The 20180-nt window shown below is 57.9% G+C and carries 19 protein-coding genes; 8 read left to right on the forward strand and 11 right to left on the reverse strand.

Features of this window, described 5'->3' with window-relative positions; genetic code table 11:
- Window positions 1–52: 52 nt before the first annotated feature.
- Genes pcaC through ABLU96_RS03020 form a run of 6 tightly spaced genes read right to left on the reverse strand, consistent with a single transcriptional unit; the run spans window position 53 to window position 5111 of the window.
- Window positions 53–436: a 4-carboxymuconolactone decarboxylase gene (gene pcaC, locus ABLU96_RS02995; RefSeq protein WP_064357309.1), complete on the reverse strand. Its 384-nt coding sequence runs from the start codon at window positions 434–436 to the stop codon at window positions 53–55.
- Window positions 426–1193, reverse strand: coding sequence for a 3-oxoadipate enol-lactonase (gene pcaD, locus ABLU96_RS03000; RefSeq protein ID WP_048262166.1), 768 nt, complete (start codon window positions 1191–1193; stop codon window positions 426–428). The genes pcaC and pcaD overlap by 11 nt, the downstream gene beginning before the upstream one ends.
- Window positions 1183–2535 carry a 3-carboxy-cis,cis-muconate cycloisomerase gene (locus ABLU96_RS03005; RefSeq protein WP_064405915.1) on the reverse strand — a complete coding sequence of 451 codons (1353 nt, stop codon included), beginning with the start codon at window positions 2533–2535 and terminating at the stop codon, window positions 1183–1185. The genes pcaD and ABLU96_RS03005 overlap by 11 nt, the downstream gene beginning before the upstream one ends.
- Before the next feature lie 9 nt (window positions 2536–2544).
- Window positions 2545–3747, reverse strand: coding sequence for a 3-oxoadipyl-CoA thiolase (gene pcaF, locus ABLU96_RS03010; RefSeq protein WP_064405913.1), 1203 nt, complete (start codon window positions 3745–3747; stop codon window positions 2545–2547).
- 10 nt (window positions 3748–3757) lie between these two features.
- On the reverse strand, window positions 3758–4414 hold the full coding sequence (locus tag ABLU96_RS03015) for a 3-oxoacid CoA-transferase subunit B (RefSeq protein WP_233933097.1): 657 nt from the start codon (window positions 4412–4414) through the stop codon (window positions 3758–3760).
- 10 nt (window positions 4415–4424) lie between these two features.
- On the reverse strand, window positions 4425–5111 hold the full coding sequence (locus tag ABLU96_RS03020) for a 3-oxoacid CoA-transferase subunit A (RefSeq protein WP_038424589.1): 687 nt from the start codon (window positions 5109–5111) through the stop codon (window positions 4425–4427).
- A gap of 167 nt (window positions 5112–5278) precedes the next feature.
- Between ABLU96_RS03020 and ABLU96_RS03025 the strand changes: the two genes are divergently transcribed.
- The gene (locus ABLU96_RS03025) at window positions 5279–6085 is read left to right on the forward strand and encodes an IclR family transcriptional regulator C-terminal domain-containing protein (RefSeq protein ID WP_004851343.1); all 807 of its coding nucleotides are present in this window, start codon (window positions 5279–5281) and stop codon (window positions 6083–6085) included.
- Here the strand turns inward: ABLU96_RS03025 and smrA are convergent.
- Both smrA and ABLU96_RS03035 read right to left on the reverse strand, forming a co-directional pair.
- Window positions 6082–6645, reverse strand: a complete 564-nt coding sequence (smrA, locus tag ABLU96_RS03030; RefSeq protein WP_004851345.1) for a DNA endonuclease SmrA — start codon at window positions 6643–6645, stop codon at window positions 6082–6084. The two genes, ABLU96_RS03025 and smrA, sit on opposite strands and share 4 nt — an antisense overlap.
- Before the next feature lie 82 nt (window positions 6646–6727).
- Window positions 6728–7636, reverse strand: coding sequence for a LysR family transcriptional regulator (locus ABLU96_RS03035; RefSeq protein WP_049083979.1), 909 nt, complete (start codon window positions 7634–7636; stop codon window positions 6728–6730).
- A gap of 166 nt (window positions 7637–7802) precedes the next feature.
- On the opposite strand from ABLU96_RS03035, the gene ABLU96_RS03040 reads away from it, so the two are divergent.
- The 6 genes from ABLU96_RS03040 to uspE all read left to right on the forward strand — a co-directional run bounded on the left by ABLU96_RS03040 (window position 7803) and on the right by uspE (window position 15202).
- Window positions 7803–9113 carry a M20 family metallo-hydrolase gene (locus ABLU96_RS03040; RefSeq protein ID WP_047723727.1) on the forward strand — a complete coding sequence of 437 codons (1311 nt, stop codon included), beginning with the start codon at window positions 7803–7805 and terminating at the stop codon, window positions 9111–9113.
- Window positions 9113–10558 carry a M20 family metallopeptidase gene (locus ABLU96_RS03045; protein WP_064405911.1) on the forward strand — a complete coding sequence of 482 codons (1446 nt, stop codon included), beginning with the start codon at window positions 9113–9115 and terminating at the stop codon, window positions 10556–10558. Before ABLU96_RS03040 ends, ABLU96_RS03045 begins: the two co-directional genes overlap by 1 nt.
- Window positions 10559–10670: 112 nt before the next feature.
- Window positions 10671–12197 carry a p-aminobenzoyl-glutamate transporter gene (gene abgT, locus ABLU96_RS03050; RefSeq protein WP_025105810.1) on the forward strand — a complete coding sequence of 509 codons (1527 nt, stop codon included), beginning with the start codon at window positions 10671–10673 and terminating at the stop codon, window positions 12195–12197.
- A gap of 454 nt (window positions 12198–12651) precedes the next feature.
- Window positions 12652–13167 carry a methylated-DNA--[protein]-cysteine S-methyltransferase gene (gene ogt, locus ABLU96_RS03055; RefSeq protein WP_014229564.1) on the forward strand — a complete coding sequence of 172 codons (516 nt, stop codon included), beginning with the start codon at window positions 12652–12654 and terminating at the stop codon, window positions 13165–13167.
- A gap of 194 nt (window positions 13168–13361) precedes the next feature.
- Window positions 13362–14114 (forward strand): fumarate/nitrate reduction transcriptional regulator Fnr, encoded by a 753-nt coding sequence (gene fnr / locus ABLU96_RS03060; protein ID WP_004851364.1) that lies wholly within the window; start codon window positions 13362–13364, stop codon window positions 14112–14114.
- A 137-nt stretch (window positions 14115–14251) separates the two neighbouring features.
- Entirely contained in the window at window positions 14252–15202 is a 951-nt protein-coding gene (gene uspE, locus ABLU96_RS03065; protein ID WP_004851366.1) for a universal stress protein UspE, read from the forward strand.
- 128 nt (window positions 15203–15330) lie between these two features.
- Here the strand turns inward: uspE and ABLU96_RS03070 are convergent, their stop codons facing one another.
- The 3 genes from ABLU96_RS03070 to pntA all read right to left on the reverse strand — a co-directional run bounded on the left by ABLU96_RS03070 (window position 15331) and on the right by pntA (window position 18592).
- Window positions 15331–15519 carry a YdiH family protein gene (locus ABLU96_RS03070; protein ID WP_004102581.1) on the reverse strand — a complete coding sequence of 63 codons (189 nt, stop codon included), beginning with the start codon at window positions 15517–15519 and terminating at the stop codon, window positions 15331–15333.
- A 144-nt stretch (window positions 15520–15663) separates the two neighbouring features.
- Window positions 15664–17052: a Re/Si-specific NAD(P)(+) transhydrogenase subunit beta gene (pntB, locus tag ABLU96_RS03075; RefSeq protein ID WP_004851370.1), complete on the reverse strand. Its 1389-nt coding sequence runs from the start codon at window positions 17050–17052 to the stop codon at window positions 15664–15666.
- 10 nt (window positions 17053–17062) lie between these two features.
- Window positions 17063–18592 (reverse strand): Re/Si-specific NAD(P)(+) transhydrogenase subunit alpha, encoded by a 1530-nt coding sequence (gene pntA, locus ABLU96_RS03080; RefSeq protein ID WP_004851372.1) that lies wholly within the window; start codon window positions 18590–18592, stop codon window positions 17063–17065.
- Between the two features lie 522 nt (window positions 18593–19114).
- On the opposite strand from pntA, the gene ydgH reads away from it, so the two are divergent.
- Window positions 19115–20065 carry a DUF1471 family protein YdgH gene (gene ydgH / locus ABLU96_RS03085; protein ID WP_014229567.1) on the forward strand — a complete coding sequence of 317 codons (951 nt, stop codon included), beginning with the start codon at window positions 19115–19117 and terminating at the stop codon, window positions 20063–20065.
- Window positions 20066–20180: the final 115 nt, after the last annotated feature.

A 20180-nucleotide genomic window follows, 5' to 3' on the forward strand; every position in this document is an offset into this window, starting at 1 on the left:
GAAGGCCGTCGCATGACGGCCTGAGATGTGCGACAAACCTGCCGGGTGGCGGCTAAACGGCATCCAGCTCGTCAAATACCTGCTGCGCCAGATGCATCGTGGCGTTGGCGGCGGGCAGGCCGCAGTAGAGCGCGGAGTGCATAATCAGCTCTTTCAGCTCATCGCGGGTGACGCCGTTATTAAACGCCGCGCGCAGATGCATTTTCAGCTCTGCTTCGCGGTTCAGCGCAATCAGCATGGCAATAGTGATCATGCTGCGGGTATGATGATCGAGCCCCGGCCGGGTCCATGTCTCTCCCCAGGCGTAGCGGGTAATAAAATCCTGGAACTCTTCATTCAGCGGCGTCAGCTTTTGCAGCGTCTTATCGACGTGAGCATCGCCGAGCACCTTCCGCCGGACCTCCATTCCCCGCTGATACCGCTGTTTATCGTCCATGCTTTTCCCCCTGAACAAAACCCAGCAGCGCCGAGCTGAACGCCCCCGGCGCTTCGATATTCGATAAATGCGAAGCCGCCAGCACGACGACTTCAGAGACCGGGATCTGCTGATGCAGGAAGTTGGCGTCCGCCACCGTTGTGACAGGGTCACTTTCTCCGGCGACGATCAGCACCGGAATCGCGATCTGCGCGACCTCTCCACGCAGATCGGCGGCGGCCAGCGCTTCGCAGCAGGCCGCATAGCCTTCAGCATCGATATGGGTCAGTTGGTGACACAATGCTTCCACCACTTCCGGCGTCTTCTGGCGAAATGCGTGGGTAAACCAGCGGTCCGCGGCGCCTGCGGCGACCACTGCCATCCCTTCCTGACGCACCGTGCGGGCACGCGACAGCCAGCCGGCCTGGTCGCCAATACGCGCAGCGGTGTTGGCAACGACCAGCCCCTGAAAACGTTCAGGGGCAAAGCGCCCCAGCCACAGGCCGGTCAGGCCGCCCATTGAAATCCCGCAGAACCAGGCTTTAGCGATATTAAGATGATCGAGCAGCGCAATCACATCTTCGCCGAGCTGCGCCAGCGTCACTTTACCGTTTTTACGGGTGGCGCCATGGCCGTGGGTATCGTAGCGCAGCACGCGAAAATGCTGCGTTAACGACTCAAGCTGCGGCTGCCACATCGCCCGGGTGGTGCCCAGCGAGTTAGAGAGAACGATGACCGGCGCGTCTTGCGGCCCGTCTATCTGATAATCAACATTCATAACGTTGCTCCTTATAGCGCGCCACAACCTGGCGCACGAAGAGTGCTGAGCTGCCGGTCGCCGTTGTCGGGTCCAGCAGTTGGGTTAAGCGGCTGGCGGAGAGATGCTCACTGACCAGCGGATCTGTTTCCAGCACGCTTAACAGCGAACGTGACGCATCCAGCGCCTGGCGACACAGCGCCTCAACCCGGTGATGAGCCTCGGCTTTGCCGACAAACTCCGCCAGCGCCAGAGTGACGGCCTCGGCCATAATCAGGCCATGGGTGATATCGAGGTCGGCGCGCATCTTATGCGGGAAGACCTGCATGTCGCGGACCAGCGTTTCGCTCTGCGCCAGCGCGCCGCCGGCGAGGGTTATCAGCTCCGGCAGCGTTTCCCACTCCGCCTGCCAGCCGCCCAGCGCCCGCTCGTGCTGCTGGATCTGCCCGGCATAGAGCGTTGCCACCAGTCCGGGCGTACGCTGGGCGGCGGTCAAAATAGCGGCGCAGGAGATGGGATTGCGTTTGTGCGGCATGGTAGACGATCCGCCGCGTCCTTCGGCGACCGGTTCACCCACCTCTGCAACCTCGGTTTGCATCAGCAGAGAAAAATCATTGGCGAATTTACCCAGCGTGCCGCAGACGCCCGCGTACCATGCCCCCACCTCCAGCAGCCGGTCGCGCTGGCTGTGCCACGGCGCGTCCGGAAGCTGCAGGTCGAGGGTTTTCGCCAGCGCGCCGGCGATCCGCGGCGCCTGCGTTTTAAGGGAATCGAGGGTGCCCGCCGCGCCGCCAAACTGCAGCGCCAGCACCCTTGAGCTCATCTCTCGCAGACGCACCTGCCAGCGCAGCAGCGCATCCAGCGTCCCGGCCAGTTTCAGACCGAAGGTGACCGGCAGCGCATGCTGCATCCAGGTACGCCCGGCCATCACCGTATCCTGATAGCGCGCCGCCTGATGGGCTAACGCGTCGAGCAGTTGCTGCAGCAGGGAGTCCGTTTCCGCCAGCGCGCCGCGCAGTTGCAGGATAAAGCCGGTGTCGATAGCATCCTGGCTGGTCGCCCCCCAGTGTACGTAGCGCGCCGCCGCGTCATCCCGTTGTTTAACCCGCGCGGTCAGCTGTTTGACCAGCGGGATCGCCAGATTCCCGGCGCTGGCGGCGGCCTGCCCCAGCGCGGAGAAGTCGATGTTTTCGTGCCGGCAACTCTCAATAATGGGATTAAGCGCCGCCTGCGGCACGAGGCCGCATTCGACCTGAGCGCGAGCCAGCGCGGCTTCAAAATCCAGCATCCCCTGTACCCGCTGCGCATCGCTGAACCAGGCGGTCAGCGGACTGGTGCGCATCATCGGGGTCAACAAACTCATTATGGCTCCTTAAACGCGTTCTATAATCAGCGCGATCCCCTGACCGACGCCGATACACATGGTGCACAGCGCATAGCGCCCGCCGGTACGGCGCAGCTGGTACGCCGCGGTCATTGCCAGACGGCCGCCGGAGGCGCCAAGCGGATGTCCGAGGGCTATCGCGCCGCCGTTAGGGTTGACGTGCGCCGCATCGTCGGGCAGACCCAGATCGCGCGTGACCGCCAGCGCCTGAGCGGCAAAGGCCTCATTCAGTTCAATGACGTCCATCTGCCCAAGCGTTAGCCCGGTTTGCGCCAGCACCTTACGTACCGCCGGCGCCGGGCCAAATCCCATAATACGCGGCGCCACCCCTGCCGTCGCGACGCCCACCACGCGGGCGAGCGGCTGTAAATCATTGGCGGCCAGCGCCTGCTCGCTGGCAAGCAGCAGCGCGCAGGCGCCGTCGTTGACTCCGGAAGCGTTACCTGCCGTCACCGTACCGTCGGCGCGCACAACGCCGCGCAGCCTGGCCAGCGCCTCCGCCGTGGTACTGCGCGGGTGCTCATCGCGGCTAAAGAGTAGCGGTTCGCCCTTACGCTGCGGCACCGAGACGGCAATCAGCTCGTCGGCAAAGCGTCCGGCCTCCTGCGCCGCCGCCGTACGCAGCTGGCTACGCAGCGCAAACGCATCCTGGTCCTCCCGCGTAATGGCGAAATCGTCCGCCACGTTTTCCGCCGTTTCCGGCATCGAATCCACGCCGTACAGCGCTTTCATCTGCGGGTTAATGAAGCGCCAGCCGATGGTGGTATCTTCCATCCGCATCGTGCGGCTAAAGGCGCTTTCGGCCTTGCCCATCACAAAAGGCGCGCGCGACATGCTCTCCACGCCGCCGGCGATCATCAGCTGAGTTTCGCCGCTTTTAATCGCGCGCGCTGCGATACCGATCGCATCAAGGCTGGAACCGCACAGGCGGTTTACGGTACTGCCCGGTACGCTTTCCGGCAGACCGGCCAGCAGCAGCGCCATGCGCGCAACGTTGCGGTTATCTTCCCCCGCCTGGTTAGCGCAGCCGTAAATCACATCGTCAATACGCGCCGGATCGAGTCCCGGGTTGCGCTCCAGCAACGCTTTCAGCGGCAGCGCCGCCAGATCGTCGGCGCGCAGGGTGGCCAGGGTACCGCCAAAGCGGCCGAACGGCGTCCGCACCGCATCACAGATAAATGCCTGATTCATCATAGGTTCCTTACGCGCTTTCCGCCAGTTGTGCAAAAGTCAGCGCCACCGGCGTGATGCGCTGCAGTTCCTCAAAAGAGAGGCCATTAAAGATTTCCCGCACCACCGGGCCGCTTTCGCTGATATCGATGACCGCCAGGTCGGTGTAGATACGGCTGACGCAGCCGACGCCGGTCAGCGGATAGGTGCAGTGCTCTACCAGCTTGCACTCCCCGTCGCGGGTCAGGTGATCCATCATCACGAAGACCTGACGAGCGCCAATGGCCAGATCCATCGCTCCGCCGACGGCAGGAATGGCGTCGGGCGCGCCGGTACTCCAGTTCGCCAGATCGCCGCTGGCGGAAACCTGGTAAGCGCCAAGCACGCAGATATCGAGGTGCCCGCCGCGCATCATGGCGAAGGAGTCGCCGTGGTGAAAGTAGCAGCCGCCGTTGAGCAGAGTCACATACTCTTTCCCGGCGTTAATCAGCTCCGGAGCCTCTTCCCCCGGCAGCGGTTTCGGCCCCATCCCCAGCAGGCCGTTTTCGCTGTGCAGGAAGATTTCTTTATCGGCAGGAAGATAGTTGGCGATGCGGGTGGGCAAGCCGATCCCCAGATTGACGTAAGCGCCTTCGGGAATATCGCGGGCCACGCGCTGGGCCATCTCATCGCGAGTCAGTTTTTGCATTAAGAGTTCCTCAGGCGCTTTTAGCGGCAATCAGGTTTTCCAGGGAGTAGACGCGCTGCACAAAAATGCCCGGGGTAATGATGCTTTCCGGGTCGAGATCGCCCAAGGGCACCAGCTGCGAAACTTCTACAATGGTGGTTTTCGCGGCGGTCGCCATAATCGGGCCAAAATTGCGCGCCGCTTTGCGATAAACCAGGTTTCCCCAGCGGTCGCCCTGGTGGGCTTTGATCAACGCGAAGTCGGCCCTGATAGGGTATTCGAGCACGTAATGACGCCCGTCAATTTCGCGGGTCTCTTTCCCCTCCGCCAGCGGCGTACCGTAGCCGGTGGGGGTAAACACTGCGCCGAGGCCAGCGCCTGCCGCCTGGATCCGCGCCGCGAGGTTGCCCTGCGGTACCAGCTCCAGCTCAATTTTGCCGCGGCGATAAAGGTCATCGAAAATCTGCGAATCAACCTGACGTGGGAACGAACAGATCATTTTTCGCACCCGACCGGCCTTCAGCAGCGCCGCCAGGCCGACTTCGCCGTTGCCCGCATTGTTATTGATAATGGTTAAATCACGGGCCCCCTGTTCTATCAGAGCATCTATCAGGTACGTCGGCTGCCCGGCGGGGCCAAAACCGCCAATCATTATGGTCGCCCCGTCGTGGATCCCGGCGATGGCATCACGTAGCGTCGACACGCTTTTATCAATCATCAGGTCGCTCCTGTATGTGCGGTAATCGCACTTTTATTCGTTGTTCGCACAAAATGTGACCCGCTTAACGATGCTGGTCAAGGGCGATAATCGAAATATGGTGCGATAATCGAACATCGTGTATGTTTAGCGAAAGAATGTGATCGACGGCAAATACGGAGAAGAAAATGGAGAAGCATCCAGATGATTTACTGACGGGCGATAGCGATCCGTTTAAGGGCGATCCGAACTTTATGGCTTCGCTGGCGCGCGGGCTGGAGGTGATCCAGGCGTTTACTCCGCAGCGCCCGCTGCTCTCAATTTCGCAGATCAGCCAAAAGACCGGCATTCCGCGCGCGGCGGTGCGCCGCTGCCTGTATACGCTGAGCAAACTGGGCTTTGTTTACGCCGAAGATGGTAAAAATTTCCAGCTGCGACCGAAAATTCTGGCGCTGGGCCACGCCTGGCTTGCCTCCACGCCGCTGGCGCGTTCGGCGCAGCCGGTGCTGAAGCATTTAAGCGAAATGCTCAATGAGTCCTGCTCCATCGCCACTCTCGACGGCGACGACATTCTTTATATCGCTCGCGCGTCGAGTTCGCGCATTATGACCATCGATCTCGACATCGGCAGCCGCCTGCCCGCCTGGGCGACCTCCATGGGACGCGTGCTACTGAGCTATCAGCCGGAGGAGAAGCTGAACGATATGCTGGGCCGGGTCACGATGATTCGCTATACCCCGCAAACCGTTGATTCGGTTGCAAAGCTGCGTACCGAACTTAAGCGCGTGCACCAGCAGGGCTACGCGCTTAACGATCAGGAGCTCGAGATGGGGCTGCGCTCGCTGGCGGTGCCGCTCTTTAACCCTCAGGGGCAGATTCAGGCTGCGCTGAACGTCGGCGTACACGCCGGGCAGGTCTCCACGCACGAGATGCTGGAGCGGGTGTTACCCGAGCTACAGAAAGCAGCCCGGGAACTGACGCTGCTGATGCGCTAGCGGCTATGCTTGGCGTGGCGCTCCCAGTTTTCCTGCTTTGCCTCCGCCGATTTCCGCAGGGCCACGTAGCAGGCGCCGCTGCCGCCGTGGTGCGGTAACGCCGCGCAGAACGCCTGGACTTCCGGGAGCTCCACCAGCCAGCGCGCCAGGTAGCTGCGAATAATATTGGCGTGCGCGTTATCGTCGCGCCCTTTGCCATGCACGATCAGCACATTACGCAGCCCCTCTTTTTGCGCCTGGACCACAAAAGCAAACAGATTCTGTCGGCACTTCTCCACCGGCTGGCGCAGCAGATTGAGGCTTGCCTGCTGGCCGTATTTGCCGCGCCGGAGCTTCTCCAGTACGCCGCTTTGCAGACCTTCCCGCTTAAACTCAAGGGCGGTTGCCAGCGGCACAATATCGAGATAGCCGGTGGTCAGAAAGTTATCCAGCTGCAGGGGATCAATCCGCTGCGCGGCGCGAGTATTGCGCGCGGGGTGCCAGTGAACGTCGTGATTATGTTTCAGAGGCTGAACGTCCTCCATGGCGCCAAGAAATAGGGATTTGTCGTCAAGGTTCATGCGCGCTCCTCCAGCTACTACCGGGTGGTTACTATAGCCGTCTCGCGGCGCCTCCTCAACGCGTTTAACCACCTCTGCGCGATTATGGAAACAGTTGACGGCTCTGACGACGAAACAGCGTGATTAATGACGCGGTTAAGGGCGTTTGCCGCGTATCGCGGCGCTGAATCAGAAAATAGGCGGCTTTGGGTAACGCTTCGCGGATGGGGATCATCACCAGCTTATCCGCCATCATCGGGTCGTTGCCAAGTTCGACCGGCAGAATGCTGAGAAAATCGCTTTTCACCACCAGGCTAATGCACGAAGAGAAGGTCTCACAAACGATATCCACCTTTGGCGCCAGTCCGGCCTGGTTAAACATCTCCTGCAGCTGTTTGAAGTAGCTGCCGCGCGGCGTCGGCATCGTCCAGTGGTGATCGAGCAGCTCGGTCAGTGAAGTGACGTGTGCCGCCGGGTGACCGGCGCGGGCGAATACCGCGAAGGGTTTCTCAAATAGCTTCTCAAAGCTGAATTCATGATCGTAGGGGCCGGGATAGTAAGTATTGATAGTGAAATCCAGCTCACCCTGGCGCAGTTCATTAATCATCGCCAGCAGCTGTCCTTCCATAATCCGCACCTTCACCAGAGGATGCTGCTGATGAAAGCGGCAAATAACCGAAGGCATCAGCGAACGCGCTACGCTGGCGCCAAGGCCGATATTAATCTGCCCGGCCTGCTCGCCCTGACGTTGCAGTAATTCATCCTGCGCCACCCGCAGCTCTTCCAGGATCAGGCTCGCATGTTGATAAAAGCTTTCGCCATTTTCGGTCAGCGCCACCCCCTGGCTACGGCGCACAAACAGCTGCGCGGAGAGCCCCTCTTCCAGCTCTTTAATCGCTTTGGTCAACGCCGGCTGCGAAATCGCCAACGCCCGGCTGGCGCCGCGAATACTTCCTTCGCGCGCGACCTCAACGAAGGCGCGAATGTGGTGAAATTTAATCTGAAATGACATGTTGTGAGTGATAACCAGTGTTTATCAGACAGAAGAAAATGACATCTACTGTAATCGATTGTGCTGTGGCAGGTTAAGGATGAGAGTGCATGAAAGTGATGGGTGATAAGTAAAGGCTATCACTTCGTGAACACCATCACAGTTTTTGCTTATAACGGGAAAGGTTATGCCGCAACTTTATGATTTCATCAACCAGCTGGCGCCAAAAATGACCGAATGGCGTCGCGATTTTCACCTGCATGCGGAATCCGGCTGGCTGGAGTTCCGCACCGCCAGCAAAGTGGCGGAAGTATTAGACGGTCTGGGTTATCAGCTGGCGCTGGGGCGCGACGTTATCGATGCCGATAGCCGTATGGGCCTGCCTGATGAAGAGACGCTGGCGCAGGCGTTCCAGCGCGCCCGCGCGCAGGGTGCGCCTGAACGCTGGCTACCGGCGTTTGAAGGCGGCTTCGCCGGAGTGGTGGCGACCCTCGATACCGGGCGGCCGGGGCCGACGCTGGCGTTTCGCGTCGACATGGATGCGCTCGATCTCAACGAGCAGCATGACGATAGTCACCGTCCGCATCGCGATCGTTTTGCCTCCTGCAACGACGGCATGATGCATGCCTGCGGCCACGACGGTCACACCGCAATCGGGCTGGGTCTGGCGCACGTTCTGAAGGAGTATGCCGCGCAGCTCAACGGGACGATGGTGCTGATTTTCCAGCCGGCGGAAGAAGGTACCCGCGGCGCGCGCGCCATGGTCGCGGCGGGCGTGCTTGATGAGGTGGATTACTTTACCGCCATTCATATCGGTACCGGTGTCCCTGCCGGCACCGTCGTCTGCGGCGGCGATAACTTTATGGCCACCACCAAATTCGATGTGCAGTTCAGCGGCGTCGCCGCCCACGCTGGTGGTAAACCGGAAGATGGCCGTAACGCGCTACTGGCAGCGGCCCAGGCCGCCCTTGCCCTGCACGCCATCGCGCCGCACAGCGCCGGGGCATCAAGGGTTAACGTCGGCGTCATGCAGGCCGGTACCGGACGTAACGTGGTTCCCTCCTCCGCGCTATTAAAAGTCGAAACCCGTGGCGAAACCGATGCCATTAACCAGTACGTCTTTGAGCGGGCTAAACAGGCGATCGCCGGCGCGGCGACCATGTATGAAGCCAGTTACCAGCTGCAGCTGATGGGCGCGGCCACCTCCAGCGCCCCGTCGCCGGCGTGGGTGGACTATCTGCGCCAGCAGACGGCCCAGGTCCCCGGCGTTAAACAGGCTGTCGATCGTATCGCTGCCCCGGCGGGTTCCGAGGATGCCACTCTGATGATGGCCCGGGTCCAGGAGCGCGGCGGTCTCGCCTCATACATGATATTCGGCACGGAACTGAGCGCCGGTCACCACAATGAAAAATTCGATTTCGACGAGAACGTGATGACCCTGGCCGTCGAAACGTTAGCACGCGTCGCCCTGAACTTTCCCTGGCAGCGAGGTGTGTAATGGAACACGTTTATCAATTTGTCGATGACGTTATTGAGGGGCGGCGCAACGATTTTTGCGCCATTGCCGATGATATCTGGGACCATCCGGAAACCCGCTTTCAGGAGTTCTGGTCGGCTGCGCGTTTGGCCGATGCGCTGGAAGCGGAAGGCTTTCAATTGACCCGCAATGCCGGCGGGATCCCCAACGCCTTTATCGCCAGCTTCGGCGCGGGCCAACCGGTGATTGCCCTCCTCGGCGAATTTGACGCCCTGGTGGGGCTCAGCCAGCAGGCCCACTGCGCGAAACCCGCGTCTTCTACGCCGGGAGAAAACGGCCACGGGTGCGGACATAATCTGCTTGGTACGGCGGCGTTCGCCGCCGCGGTCGCCGCCAGGAACTGGCTGCAGCAACAGGGCGGCGCCGGCACGCTTCGCTTCTATGGCTGTCCCGGCGAGGAAGGCGGCTCGGGGAAAACCTTCATGGTCCGCGAGGGGTTATTCGATGACATCGATGCCGCTCTGACCTGGCATCCGGAAGCCTGGGCCGGGATGTTCAGCACCCGCACCCTTGCCAACATTCAGGCGGCGTGGCGGTTTACCGGCACCGCGGCGCACGCGGCAAACTCGCCGCATTTGGGCCGCAGCGCGCTGGATGCCGTGACGCTGATGACCACCGGCAGCAACTTCCTTAACGAACATATTATCGAAAAAGCGCGGGTGCACTACGCCATCACCGATACCGGCGGCGTCTCTCCCAACGTTGTTCAGGCGCAGGCGGAGGTGCTGTATCTCATTCGCGCGCCGGAAATGGCCGACGCGCAGCAAATCTTCGCCCGGATCGAGAAAATCGCCCAGGGCGCGGCGTTGATGACCGAGACCCGCGTCAGCTCTCGCTTCGAAAAAGCCTGTTCCAGCTATCTGCCCAACCGCACGCTGGAAGCGGCGATGTATCAGGCGGTTTGCCATTACGGCACGCCGCCCTGGAACGCGGAAGAGCGCGCATTCGCCGCCGAAATTCGCGCAACCTTGAGCGCGAACGATATCAATAACAGCCTGAAAAACATTGCCGACACCGGCGGCGAGGACGGGAAAGCGTTCGCCCGCCGCCACCGCGAAACGCGCCTGATCGATGAAGTGGCGCCGTGGGCGGCAACGGACAACATCCTTGCGGGCTCTACCGACGTCGGCGACGTGAGCTGGAAGGCCCCCGTGGCCCAGTGCTTCAGCCCCTGTTTTGCCGTCGGGACGCCGCTGCACTCCTGGCAACTGGTGAGCCAGGGCAGAACCTCCATCGCCCACAAAGGGATGCTGCTGGCGGGGAAAGTGCTGGGCGCGACGGCCATTCGTCTGTTCAGCGACAGGGCGTTACTGACCGCCAGCCAGCAGGAACTGGCGCAGGTCTTAGCCGAAAGGCCCTACCGGTGCCCCATTCCACAGGAGATCAACCCTTCGATTTTAAAATAATAAAAGCCCCGTGGATGGAGTACGGCAACGCGGTAATCGCCAAAAAAATAACGGCTGACACGCCCAGGGGTAAAGAGACAACCAACACAACAACGACAACTGAGGAACGCCCATGAGTATGTCATCCATACCGTCGCCTTCCCCCACCGGTAAGCTTTATGGCTGGGTTGAAAAAATAGGTAACAAGGTCCCGCATCCGTTTTTACTGTTTATCTATCTGATTGTGGCGTTAATGGTCGCCACCGCCATCCTGTCGGCGCTGAACGTCGGGGTACAGAACCCCACCGACGGCTCGCGAGTGGTGGTGAAAAATTTGCTTAGCGTTGAAGGATTGCACTGGTTTTTGCCGAACGTCATTAAGAATTTCAGCGGTTTCGCGCCGCTGGGGGCCATTCTGGCTCTGGTGCTGGGGGCCGGTTTTGCGGAACGAGTGGGCCTGCTGCCTTCGCTGATGGTGAAAATGTCATCCCACGTTAGCGCCCGTTACGCCAGCTATATGGTGCTGTTTATCGCCTTCTTTAGCCACATCTCTTCCGATGCCGCGCTGGTGATTATGCCGCCGCTGGGCGCCCTGATGTTCCTCGCCGTCGGCCGCCACCCGGTTGCCGGGCTGCTGGCGGCCATCGCCGGCGTCGGCTGCGGCTTCACGGCCAATCTGCTCATCGTCACCACCGATGTCCTGCTCTCTGGCATCAGCACCGAAGCGGCAAAAACCCTTGACGCCTCGCTCCACGTCAGCGTGATTGATAACTGGTATTTTATGGCAACCTCAGTGATCGTTCTCACGCTGGTTGGCGGATTGATTACCGATAAACTGGTGGAACCGCGGTTAGGGCAATGGCAAGGCAACAGCGATGAAACGCTGCAGACGTTGACGCCGGAACAGCGCTTCGGCCTGCGCGTGGCCGGCGTGGCCGCGCTGTTATTCGTGGCGGCGATCGCGCTGATGGTCGTGCCGGAAAACGGTATCCTGCGCGATCCCATCAAGCATACCGTGATGCCTTCGCCGTTTATAAAAGGGATCGTCCCGCTCATTATCTTTTTCTTCTTCGTCGTTTCACTGGCCTACGGCATCGCCACCGGCAAAATTCGCCGCCAGGCCGACTTGCCTCAGCTGATGATTGAGCCGATGAAAGAGATGGCAGGTTTTATCGTGATGGTCTTCCCGCTGGCCCAGTTCGTCGCCATGTTCAACTGGAGCAATATGGGGAAATTTATGGCCGTCGGCTTGACGGATCTGCTGGAGAGCGCGGGAATGAACGGCGTACCGGCGTTTGTCGGCCTGGCGCTGCTATCCGCCTTTTTGTGTATGTTTATCGCCAGCGGTTCGGCAATCTGGTCGATTCTGGCGCCGATTTTCGTGCCGATGTTTATGCTGCTGGGCTTTCACCCGGCATTTGCGCAGATTCTGTTTCGCATCGCCGACTCATCGGTGCTGCCGCTGGCGCCGGTATCGCCGTTTGTGCCGCTATTTCTCGGCTTCTTACAGCGCTACCGGCCCGACGCTAAGCTTGGAACCTACTACTCGCTGGTCTTGCCTTATCCATTAATATTCCTTGCCGTCTGGCTACTGCTGCTGGTTGGCTGGTACCTCGTGGGGCTGCCCATCGGACCGGGTATTTATCCGCGATTACCTTAACGTCGCGACAGGCCAGGGAAGGCCACAAAAACGTTAACGCCAGGTCGCGCGGTTACTGATGACTTTATACAGTCCTTCAATCGCCAAAGCGATCAGATGAATTACTAAGCCGCTGATAATCACAATTACAACGCCAGTCATCATATATTGCATATCACCACCTTTGTTGGTAAAAACCCGCGCAGAAACGCCGGGAAATCATGGACTCAAGGAAAGCCAGTCTGTTTATCTGCCGCGCCGGATGGTTGCCGGTGAATTCGCCGCCGGATAAAGGTAGCAAAATCGCCTTGCCAACGCGTCTGCGAGTGAATGTAAAAATAAACATCGCTTTCCTCACCTCATAATTAATAGTCCATGCTGACCCTGTTTGTTGACCTTTTCGGAGTATGGTTTGCCCACATCGCGTCGTGCTATGGTGATGCCCTGCCAAAATAACCTCGCTGAAGGAGGACCGATGCTCACGCTGTTGCAAGATAAAATTGACACCCCGCTGGGGCCGCTGTGGGTGATTTGCGATGAGCAGTTTAACCTGCGGGCCGTTGAGTGGGATCAGCACCGCGACCGCATGGAACAACTGCTGGATGTGCATTATCGCCGTGAAGGCTACCAACGCGTTGATTCGCGTAATCCCGGTAACCTGAGCCGTAAGCTTAGCGATTACTTCGCGGGCGATCTCGCCGTTATCGACACCTTACCTACCGCCACCGGCGGGACGCCGTTTCAGCGGGAAGTCTGGCAAACGCTGCGCACCATCCCCTGCGGCCAGGTCATGCACTACGGTCAGCTCGCGGAGGCGCTGGGACGTCCGGGCGCGGCGCGCGCCGTGGGTGCCGCCAACGGTTCAAATCCTGTCAGTATTGTGGTGCCCTGCCACCGGGTGATCGGGCGTAACGGCACCATGACGGGTTACGCCGGCGGCGTGCAGCGAAAAGAGTGGCTATTGCGTCACGAAGGCTATCTGCTCCTTTGACCGTAAGTGCCTTTTCTGGAATCTTCCGGTAATTTTACAATCCAACATCGCCAGATAATTTATTCATAATCAATGAGATAAAATGGGTAACTGATTTACCCTTTTAATATTACGTGTTTCAGGGGTTCGAGACTTACCTGCTCACCAAAAAGATGTTAAAATTGACCAATATCAATTAAAGCCTGAGCAGACTTATGATCCCGGAAAAGCGAATTATACGACGCATTCAGTCTGGCGGTTGTGCAATCCATTGCCAGGATTGCAGCATTAGCCAGCTTTGCATCCCTTTTACTCTGAACGAGCATGAGCTTGACCAGCTTGATAACATCATCGAGCGGAAAAAGCCTATCCAGAAAGGACAGACCTTGTTCAAAGCCGGTGATGAGCTGAAATCGCTGTATGCAATTCGTTCTGGCACCATTAAAAGCTACACCATCACCGAACAGGGCGATGAGCAGATCACCGGTTTTCATCTGGCCGGCGATTTGGTCGGCTTTGACGCTATCGGCACCGCCCACCACCCGAGCTTTGCCCAGGCGCTGGAAACCTCAATGGTCTGCGAGATTCCGTTTGAAACGCTGGACGACCTCTCCGGTAAGATGCCGAACCTGCGTCAGCAGATGATGCGTCTGATGAGCGGCGAGATCAAAGGCGATCAGGATATGATCCTGCTGCTTTCTAAAAAGAACGCAGAGGAGCGCCTGGCGGCCTTTATCTACAATCTGTCCCGCCGTTTCGCGCAGCGCGGCTTCTCGCCGCGTGAGTTCCGCCTCACCATGACCCGTGGCGATATCGGCAACTATCTGGGCCTGACGGTAGAAACCATCAGCCGCCTGCTGGGACGTTTCCAGAAAAGCGGTATGCTGGCGGTTAAAGGCAAATATATCACCATCGAAAACAGCGACCTGCTGGCGCAGCTTGCTGGCCAGGCCCGCAACGTCGCCTGATAGTCCTCCCGTATCCGGCCGGATCGCGAATTTTTTTCTAATTTGTTGATCTGGCCAGGCTCATCCCCTGTTTCATTTCATCCATATAGGTTATCTTTTTAATACAGACTGTAGTTACAGTTGTAAGGAGACCCTGTATGGCGAAGTATCAGAACATGCTGGTAGTAATCGACCCCAATCAGGACGACCAGCCTGCATTGCGGCGCGCGGTGTATCTGCACCAACGGATTGGTGGCCGCATCAAAGCCTTTTTGCCGATCTATGATTTTTCTTATGAAATGACCACCCTGCTCTCCCCCGACGAACGCACGGCCATGCGCCAGGGCGTCATCGGGCAGCGTACCGCCTGGATCCGCGAGCAGGCAAAATTCTATATAGAGTCCGGCGTGCCCATTGATATTAAAGTGGTGTGGCACAATCGTCCCTTCGAAGCCATTATTCAGGAAATCATCAGCGACAAGCATGATTTAGTGCTGAAGATGGCGCACCAGCACGACAAGCTGGAAGCGGTGATTTTCACCCCAACGGACTGGCACCTGCTGCGTAAATGCCCATGTCCGGTCTGGATGGTCAAAGATCAGCCGTGGCCGGAAGGCGGTAAAGCGCTGGTGGCGGTCAATCTCGCCAGTGAAGAGAACTACCACAACGCGCTCAATGAAAAACTGGTCAGAGAAACCATTGAGCTGGCGGAACAGGTTAACCATACAGAGGTTCACCTGGTGGGCGCCTATCCCGTCACGCCCATCAATATCGCGATTGAGCTCCCTGATTTTGACCCCAGCGTCTATAACGACGCCATTCGCGGTCAGCATCTGCTGGCCATGAAAGCGCTGCGGCAAAAATTCGGTATCGATGAAGGCCGCACCCACGTTGAAAAAGGGTTACCTGAGGAGGTCATTCCCGACCTGTCAGAGCATCTTCAGGCGGGGATCGTGGTACTGGGTACGATTGGTCGAACCGGACTCTCGGCAGCCTTCCTCGGCAATACCGCTGAACAGGTTATTGACCACCTGCGCTGCGACCTGCTGGCGCTGAAGCCGGACCAGTACCAGACGCCGGTTGAGCTGGACGACGAAGAAGACGATTAGTCCGTTGACTTCATTCGTGGTAATAAGACGTCATCCCCCGCCCGCGCGGGGGATTTTTTTGCATCCCATTAACAAAAATAAAGGGCCATTTGGCCCCGATTTCAACAGCTTTGTGGGTAACGAAAACGTTAGTGGATACCTAAGCGCCAGGCGTGATCGATCTCTTCTTTAAGCTCCATGGACGAAAGCGCCATTAAATCGGCGAACTCAAGTTCCAGCAATTTCAGCTTTTTCAGATACTGCGCGGGGGTTAAAGCAGCGGGGTCACGGCGCAGAAATTCGATGGCCAGTTGCGTGGGGGTTAACTCGGTATCCATAATATCCTCAGTTTGGGTGAAAAACAGCCTATTGTAACACCTTCGCCTGATTATTTTATGAGCAAATAACCCCTTCGTCACCTATATAAAAAAGCCGTCTCAGAAGAGACGGCTTAAGAAGCACAGGTTTTAAACGACCAGGCCTTACAACGCTTTCAGAATCGCATCGACGCTGGCTTTGGCATCGCCAAACAGCATGTGGGTGTTCTCTTTAAAGAACAGCGGGTTTTGTACGCCAGCGTAGCCGGTGTTCATTGAACGTTTAAATACAATGACGTTCTGCGCTTTCCACACTTCCAGCACCGGCATACCGGCGATCGGGCTGCCCGGATCGTCCTGCGCGGCCGGGTTCACCGTGTCGTTAGCGCCGATGACCAGTACGGTGTCGGTATCGGAGAAATCATCGTTGATCTCATCCATTTCCAGCACGATGTCATACGGGACTTTCGCTTCCGCCAGCAGGACGTTCATATGGCCCGGCAGACGCCCGGCAACCGGATGAATACCGAAACGCACTTTGATTCCGCGCGCGCGCAGTCTCTCAGTGATTTCCGCGACCGGATACTGGGCCTGCGCAACCGCCATGCCGTAGCCCGGGGTGATGATGACCGACTGAGAACCTTTCAGCATCTCAGCGGTTTCTTCGGCGCTGATTTCACGGTGCTCGCCCACTTCTTCATCACCTGTGGACGCCGTGCCGTCAGAACCAAAACCGCCGGCAATCACGCTGAAGAACGAACGGTTCATCGCCTTACACATGATGTAGGACAGAATTGCACCGGAAGAACCTACCAGCGCACCGGTTACGATCAGCAGGTCGTTGCTGAGCATAAAGCCCGCCGCCGCCGCCGCCCAGCCGGAGTAGGAGTTCAGCATTGATACCACGACCGGCATATCCGCGCCGCCGATGGAGGCCACCAGGTGCCAGCCAAACGCCAGGGCAATCACGGTCATCACCAGCAGGCACAGTACCTGCATGCCAATGCTGTCGGTACGCACGAAAACGATCAGCAGCAGGAAAGAAATGACCAGCGCCGCCAGGTTTAGCTTATGACGGTTCGGCAGCATCAGCGGCTTAGAAGACATCTTGCCGCACAGCTTGCCAAACGCCACAACGGAACCCGTAAAGGTCACCGCGCCGATGAAGATACCGAGGAACACTTCGGTCAAATGAATATTGACCAGAATCTGTTCCATACCGGTTTCATGCTGCAGATAGCTGTTAAAGCCAACCAGTACCGCCGCCAGGCCCACGAAGCTGTGCAGAATCGCCACCAGCTCCGGCATCTCGGTCATTTCAACTTTCTTCGCCAGACGAATACCGATCGCGCCGCCGATAACCATCGCCAGCAGGATCCACGCGACGTTGCTGCTATCCGGCCCCAGAATGGTCGCCACCAGCGCAATCGCCATCCCGGCAATGCCGTAGTAGTTCCCCTGCTGGGAGGTTTCGTGTTTGGAAAGCCCCGCCAGGCTAAAAATAAACAGAATCGCGGCAACAATGTATGCAGCTGTAACTAATCCACCAGACATTTGTTACCCCTTATCCTTTGCGGAACATTTTCAGCATGCGCTGAGTGACGGTGAAACCACCAAAAATATTAATGCTGGCGATCAGCACCGCGATAAAGCTCAGGAAGCTGACCCAGCCGCCGTGGCCTATCTGTAACAATGCCCCTACCACGATAATGCCGGAAATCGCGTTAGTGACCGACATCAGCGGCGTATGCAGCGCATGGGAGACGTTCCATACGACGTAGTAACCGACCACGCAGGAGAGCGCGAAAACGGTAAAGTGGCCGAGGAACTCTTTCGGCGCCACGCTTGCCAGCCAGCCAAACAGAATAATCGCCAGCGCCATCAGCGCATACTTGCGCAGCGGCGAGCTCGGTTTCGCCTCTGCTTTTGGCGCTTCAACCTTTTTCGCTGCCGCCTGCGGCTGAGCAGATACCTGAATGGGTGGAGCGGGCCAGGTGATTTCACCCTCGCGAACCACGGTAACGCCGCGGATAACGACATCATCAAAATCGATAACGACATTGCCGTCTTTCTCTTTGCACAGCAGCTTAAGCAGGTTAACCAGGTTGGTGCCATACAGCTGTGAGGACTGCGTCGGCAGACGACCAGGGAGATCGGTATAACCGATAATCTTCACGCCGTTGGCGGTGGTAACCACCTGGCCCGGCACGGTGTATTCACAGTTGCCGCCGTTTTGCGACGCCAGGTCAACCACCACGCTGCCGGACTTCATGGAGTCAACCATCTCGCGGGTAATCAGCTTCGGCGCCGGTTTACCCGGAATCAGCGCGGTGGTAACGATGATGTCGACATCTTTGGCCTGCGCGGCAAAGAGCGCCATCTCGGCTTTGATAAAGGCTTCAGACATGACTTTGGCATAGCCGTCGCCGCTGCCCGCTTCCTCTTTAAAATCCAGCTCAAGGAACTCGGCGCCCATACTCTGCACCTGTTCTTTCACTTCCGGACGGGTATCAAACGCGCGGACGATTGCGCCGAGGCTGTTAGCCGCGCCGATGGCCGCCAGACCGGCAACCCCGGCTCCGATAACCATCACCTTCGCGGGAGGAACCTTACCTGCCGCGGTGATCTGCCCGGTGAAGAAGCGGCCAAACTCGTGGGCGGCTTCAACGATTGCGCGATAGCCGGCGATGTTAGCCATCGAACTTAACGCATCCAGCGACTGAGCGCGCGAAATACGCGGCACTGAATCCATCGCCATCACGTTGATATTACGCGCCGCCAGTTTTTCCATCAGCTGCGGGTTTTGCGCCGGCCAGATGAAGCTGATGAGCGTCGTGCCGGGATTAAGCAGCAGGATCTCTTCGTCATCGGGCGCGTTCACTTTCAGAATGACGTCGGACTGCCAGACGTCATCACCGCTAACGATCTCCGCTCCAGCCTGAACGAAGGCCTCGTCGTCGAAACTGGCCAGCTTACCTGCTCCGCTTTCTACCGCGACGCTGAACCCGAGTTTCAGCAGCTGCTCCACCGTTTTCGGCGTGGCGGCGGCCCGGGTTTCCAGGGCTAGTCTCTCTTTTGGTACACCAATACGCATAGTTTTCCCTTCCATCGGTTTTTGATGATGGTTTACTTTTCTTACAAACGACCGTCGCGAAGGCGGATGAACGTGCCTTCCAACATATGTCTGAAAAAATAAAACAGTAACAAACTTTTTATAACCTACTGAAAATACCGATTGTGATCTACAGCAATAAAACAGAAATTTTGATTTTATTGGTAAAACGCACGGCTAACCGTGCCAGGCAGCAATATTTACCTTATTTTTATGCCAGCGCCTGATAATCCGCTTGGCAGAGGGGTTAATTCACCATTTATCGCCGTCTTGATCATCGCATTAACATTACGTTAACTTATGAAAGTGATATCGATTATCGATTTTGCTGGTCAAGCGGCTGTTTTTTCAACATATCGAAAAATGTTATATTTCTGCAGTATACGTTTAGGGCGACAACTGAAAATTGACGCAGACAGTCACTCACGATAAATGCAATAATCAAATGTTTTCAGTCAACAACAATACCAGTACATGGTTTGCGCAAGGCAAAGGATTATTTTTATGAAGCTTAAGAACTCACTCCTGGCGTCTGCTCTTCTGGCTACAACCGCGTTGTCTGCCCATGCAGCGACCGAGCTGACTCCGGAGCAGGCGGCAGCGCTGAAGCCCTACGATCGCGTAGTGGTTACCGGCCGTTTTAACGCCATTGGCGACGCAGTGCAGGCCGTTTCCCGTAAAGCGGACAAAGAAGGCGCAGCATCCTTTTATGTTGTCGACACGTCTGATTTTGGCAGCGGCGGCAACCTGCGCGTAACGGCCGATTTTTATAAAGAAAATGCCCCGCAGGCCGACGCGCCGAAAAATCGTGTGATTAACGGCGTAATGGAATTACCGAAGGACCAGGCCGTCGAGCTGGAGCCGTTTGATACCGTCACCGTACAGGGCTTCTACCGCAGCCAGCCGGAAGTTAACGACGCCATCACCAAAGCCGCTAAGGCCAAGGGCGCCGCCTCCTTCTTTATCGTGCGCCAGGTTGATGCCAACCAGGGCGGCAACCAGCGCATCACCGCCTATATCTACAAAGCCGATGCCAAAAAACGCGTTCTGCAAAGCCCGGACGCTATCCCGGCAGATTCAGAAGCCGGTCGCGCTGCGCTGGCTGAAGGCGGAGAAGCCGCGAAGAAAGTGGAGATCCCGGGCGTAGCGACCACCGCAGCGGTCGGTTCCGGCACCGGCGTAGGCCGCTTCTTTGAAACGCAATCATCTAAAGGCGGGCGTTACACCGTCACTCTGCCGGACGGTACCAAAGTCGAGGAAGTGAACAAAATCACCGCCGCGCAGATGGTGCCATACGACAGCATCAAGTTCACCGGTAACTACGGTAACATGACGGAAATCTCCTACCAGACGGCGAAGCGCGCGGCGAAGAAAGGCGCGAAGTATTACCACATTACCCGCCAGTGGCAGGAGCGCGGTGGCAACATCACCATCAGCGCCGACCTGTATAAATAACGGCGTCTGAGCTGAACAAAAAGGCGGCGATCTGCCGCCTTTTTTCTTTTTTTCATTTCTCGCCATTGCATGCATACAAAACACTCCGTAAAATCCCGCGCCTTAGCGCAATCCT

Source organism: Klebsiella sp. CN_Kp106, assembly GCF_040064575.1.
GTDB lineage: Bacteria > Pseudomonadota > Gammaproteobacteria > Enterobacterales > Enterobacteriaceae > Klebsiella > Klebsiella michiganensis.

Excerpts from the sequence above, each read along its gene's own strand:
- pcaC (WP_064357309.1), bottom strand. The coding sequence starts at position 436 with ATGGACGATAAACAGCGGTATCAGCGGGGAATGGAGGTCCGGCGGAAG.
- pcaD (WP_048262166.1), bottom strand. The coding sequence starts at position 1,193 with ATGAATGTTGATTATCAGATAGACGGGCCGCAAGACGCGCCGGTCATC.
- ABLU96_RS03005 (WP_064405915.1), bottom strand. The coding sequence starts at position 2,535 with ATGAGTTTGTTGACCCCGATGATGCGCACCAGTCCGCTGACCGCCTGG.
- pcaF (WP_064405913.1), bottom strand. The coding sequence starts at position 3,747 with ATGAATCAGGCATTTATCTGTGATGCGGTGCGGACGCCGTTCGGCCGC.
- ABLU96_RS03015 (WP_233933097.1), bottom strand. The coding sequence starts at position 4,414 with ATGCAAAAACTGACTCGCGATGAGATGGCCCAGCGCGTGGCCCGCGAT.
- ABLU96_RS03020 (WP_038424589.1), bottom strand. The coding sequence starts at position 5,111 with ATGATTGATAAAAGCGTGTCGACGCTACGTGATGCCATCGCCGGGATC.
- ABLU96_RS03025 (WP_004851343.1), top strand. The coding sequence starts at position 5,279 with ATGGAGAAGCATCCAGATGATTTACTGACGGGCGATAGCGATCCGTTT.
- smrA (WP_004851345.1), bottom strand. The coding sequence starts at position 6,645 with ATGAACCTTGACGACAAATCCCTATTTCTTGGCGCCATGGAGGACGTT.
- ABLU96_RS03035 (WP_049083979.1), bottom strand. The coding sequence starts at position 7,636 with ATGTCATTTCAGATTAAATTTCACCACATTCGCGCCTTCGTTGAGGTC.
- ABLU96_RS03040 (WP_047723727.1), top strand. The coding sequence starts at position 7,803 with ATGCCGCAACTTTATGATTTCATCAACCAGCTGGCGCCAAAAATGACC.
- ABLU96_RS03045 (WP_064405911.1), top strand. The coding sequence starts at position 9,113 with ATGGAACACGTTTATCAATTTGTCGATGACGTTATTGAGGGGCGGCGC.
- abgT (WP_025105810.1), top strand. The coding sequence starts at position 10,671 with ATGAGTATGTCATCCATACCGTCGCCTTCCCCCACCGGTAAGCTTTAT.
- ogt (WP_014229564.1), top strand. The coding sequence starts at position 12,652 with ATGCTCACGCTGTTGCAAGATAAAATTGACACCCCGCTGGGGCCGCTG.
- fnr (WP_004851364.1), top strand. The coding sequence starts at position 13,362 with ATGATCCCGGAAAAGCGAATTATACGACGCATTCAGTCTGGCGGTTGT.
- uspE (WP_004851366.1), top strand. The coding sequence starts at position 14,252 with ATGGCGAAGTATCAGAACATGCTGGTAGTAATCGACCCCAATCAGGAC.
- ABLU96_RS03070 (WP_004102581.1), bottom strand. The coding sequence starts at position 15,519 with ATGGATACCGAGTTAACCCCCACGCAACTGGCCATCGAATTTCTGCGC.
- pntB (WP_004851370.1), bottom strand. The coding sequence starts at position 17,052 with ATGTCTGGTGGATTAGTTACAGCTGCATACATTGTTGCCGCGATTCTG.
- pntA (WP_004851372.1), bottom strand. The coding sequence starts at position 18,592 with ATGCGTATTGGTGTACCAAAAGAGAGACTAGCCCTGGAAACCCGGGCC.
- ydgH (WP_014229567.1), top strand. The coding sequence starts at position 19,115 with ATGAAGCTTAAGAACTCACTCCTGGCGTCTGCTCTTCTGGCTACAACC.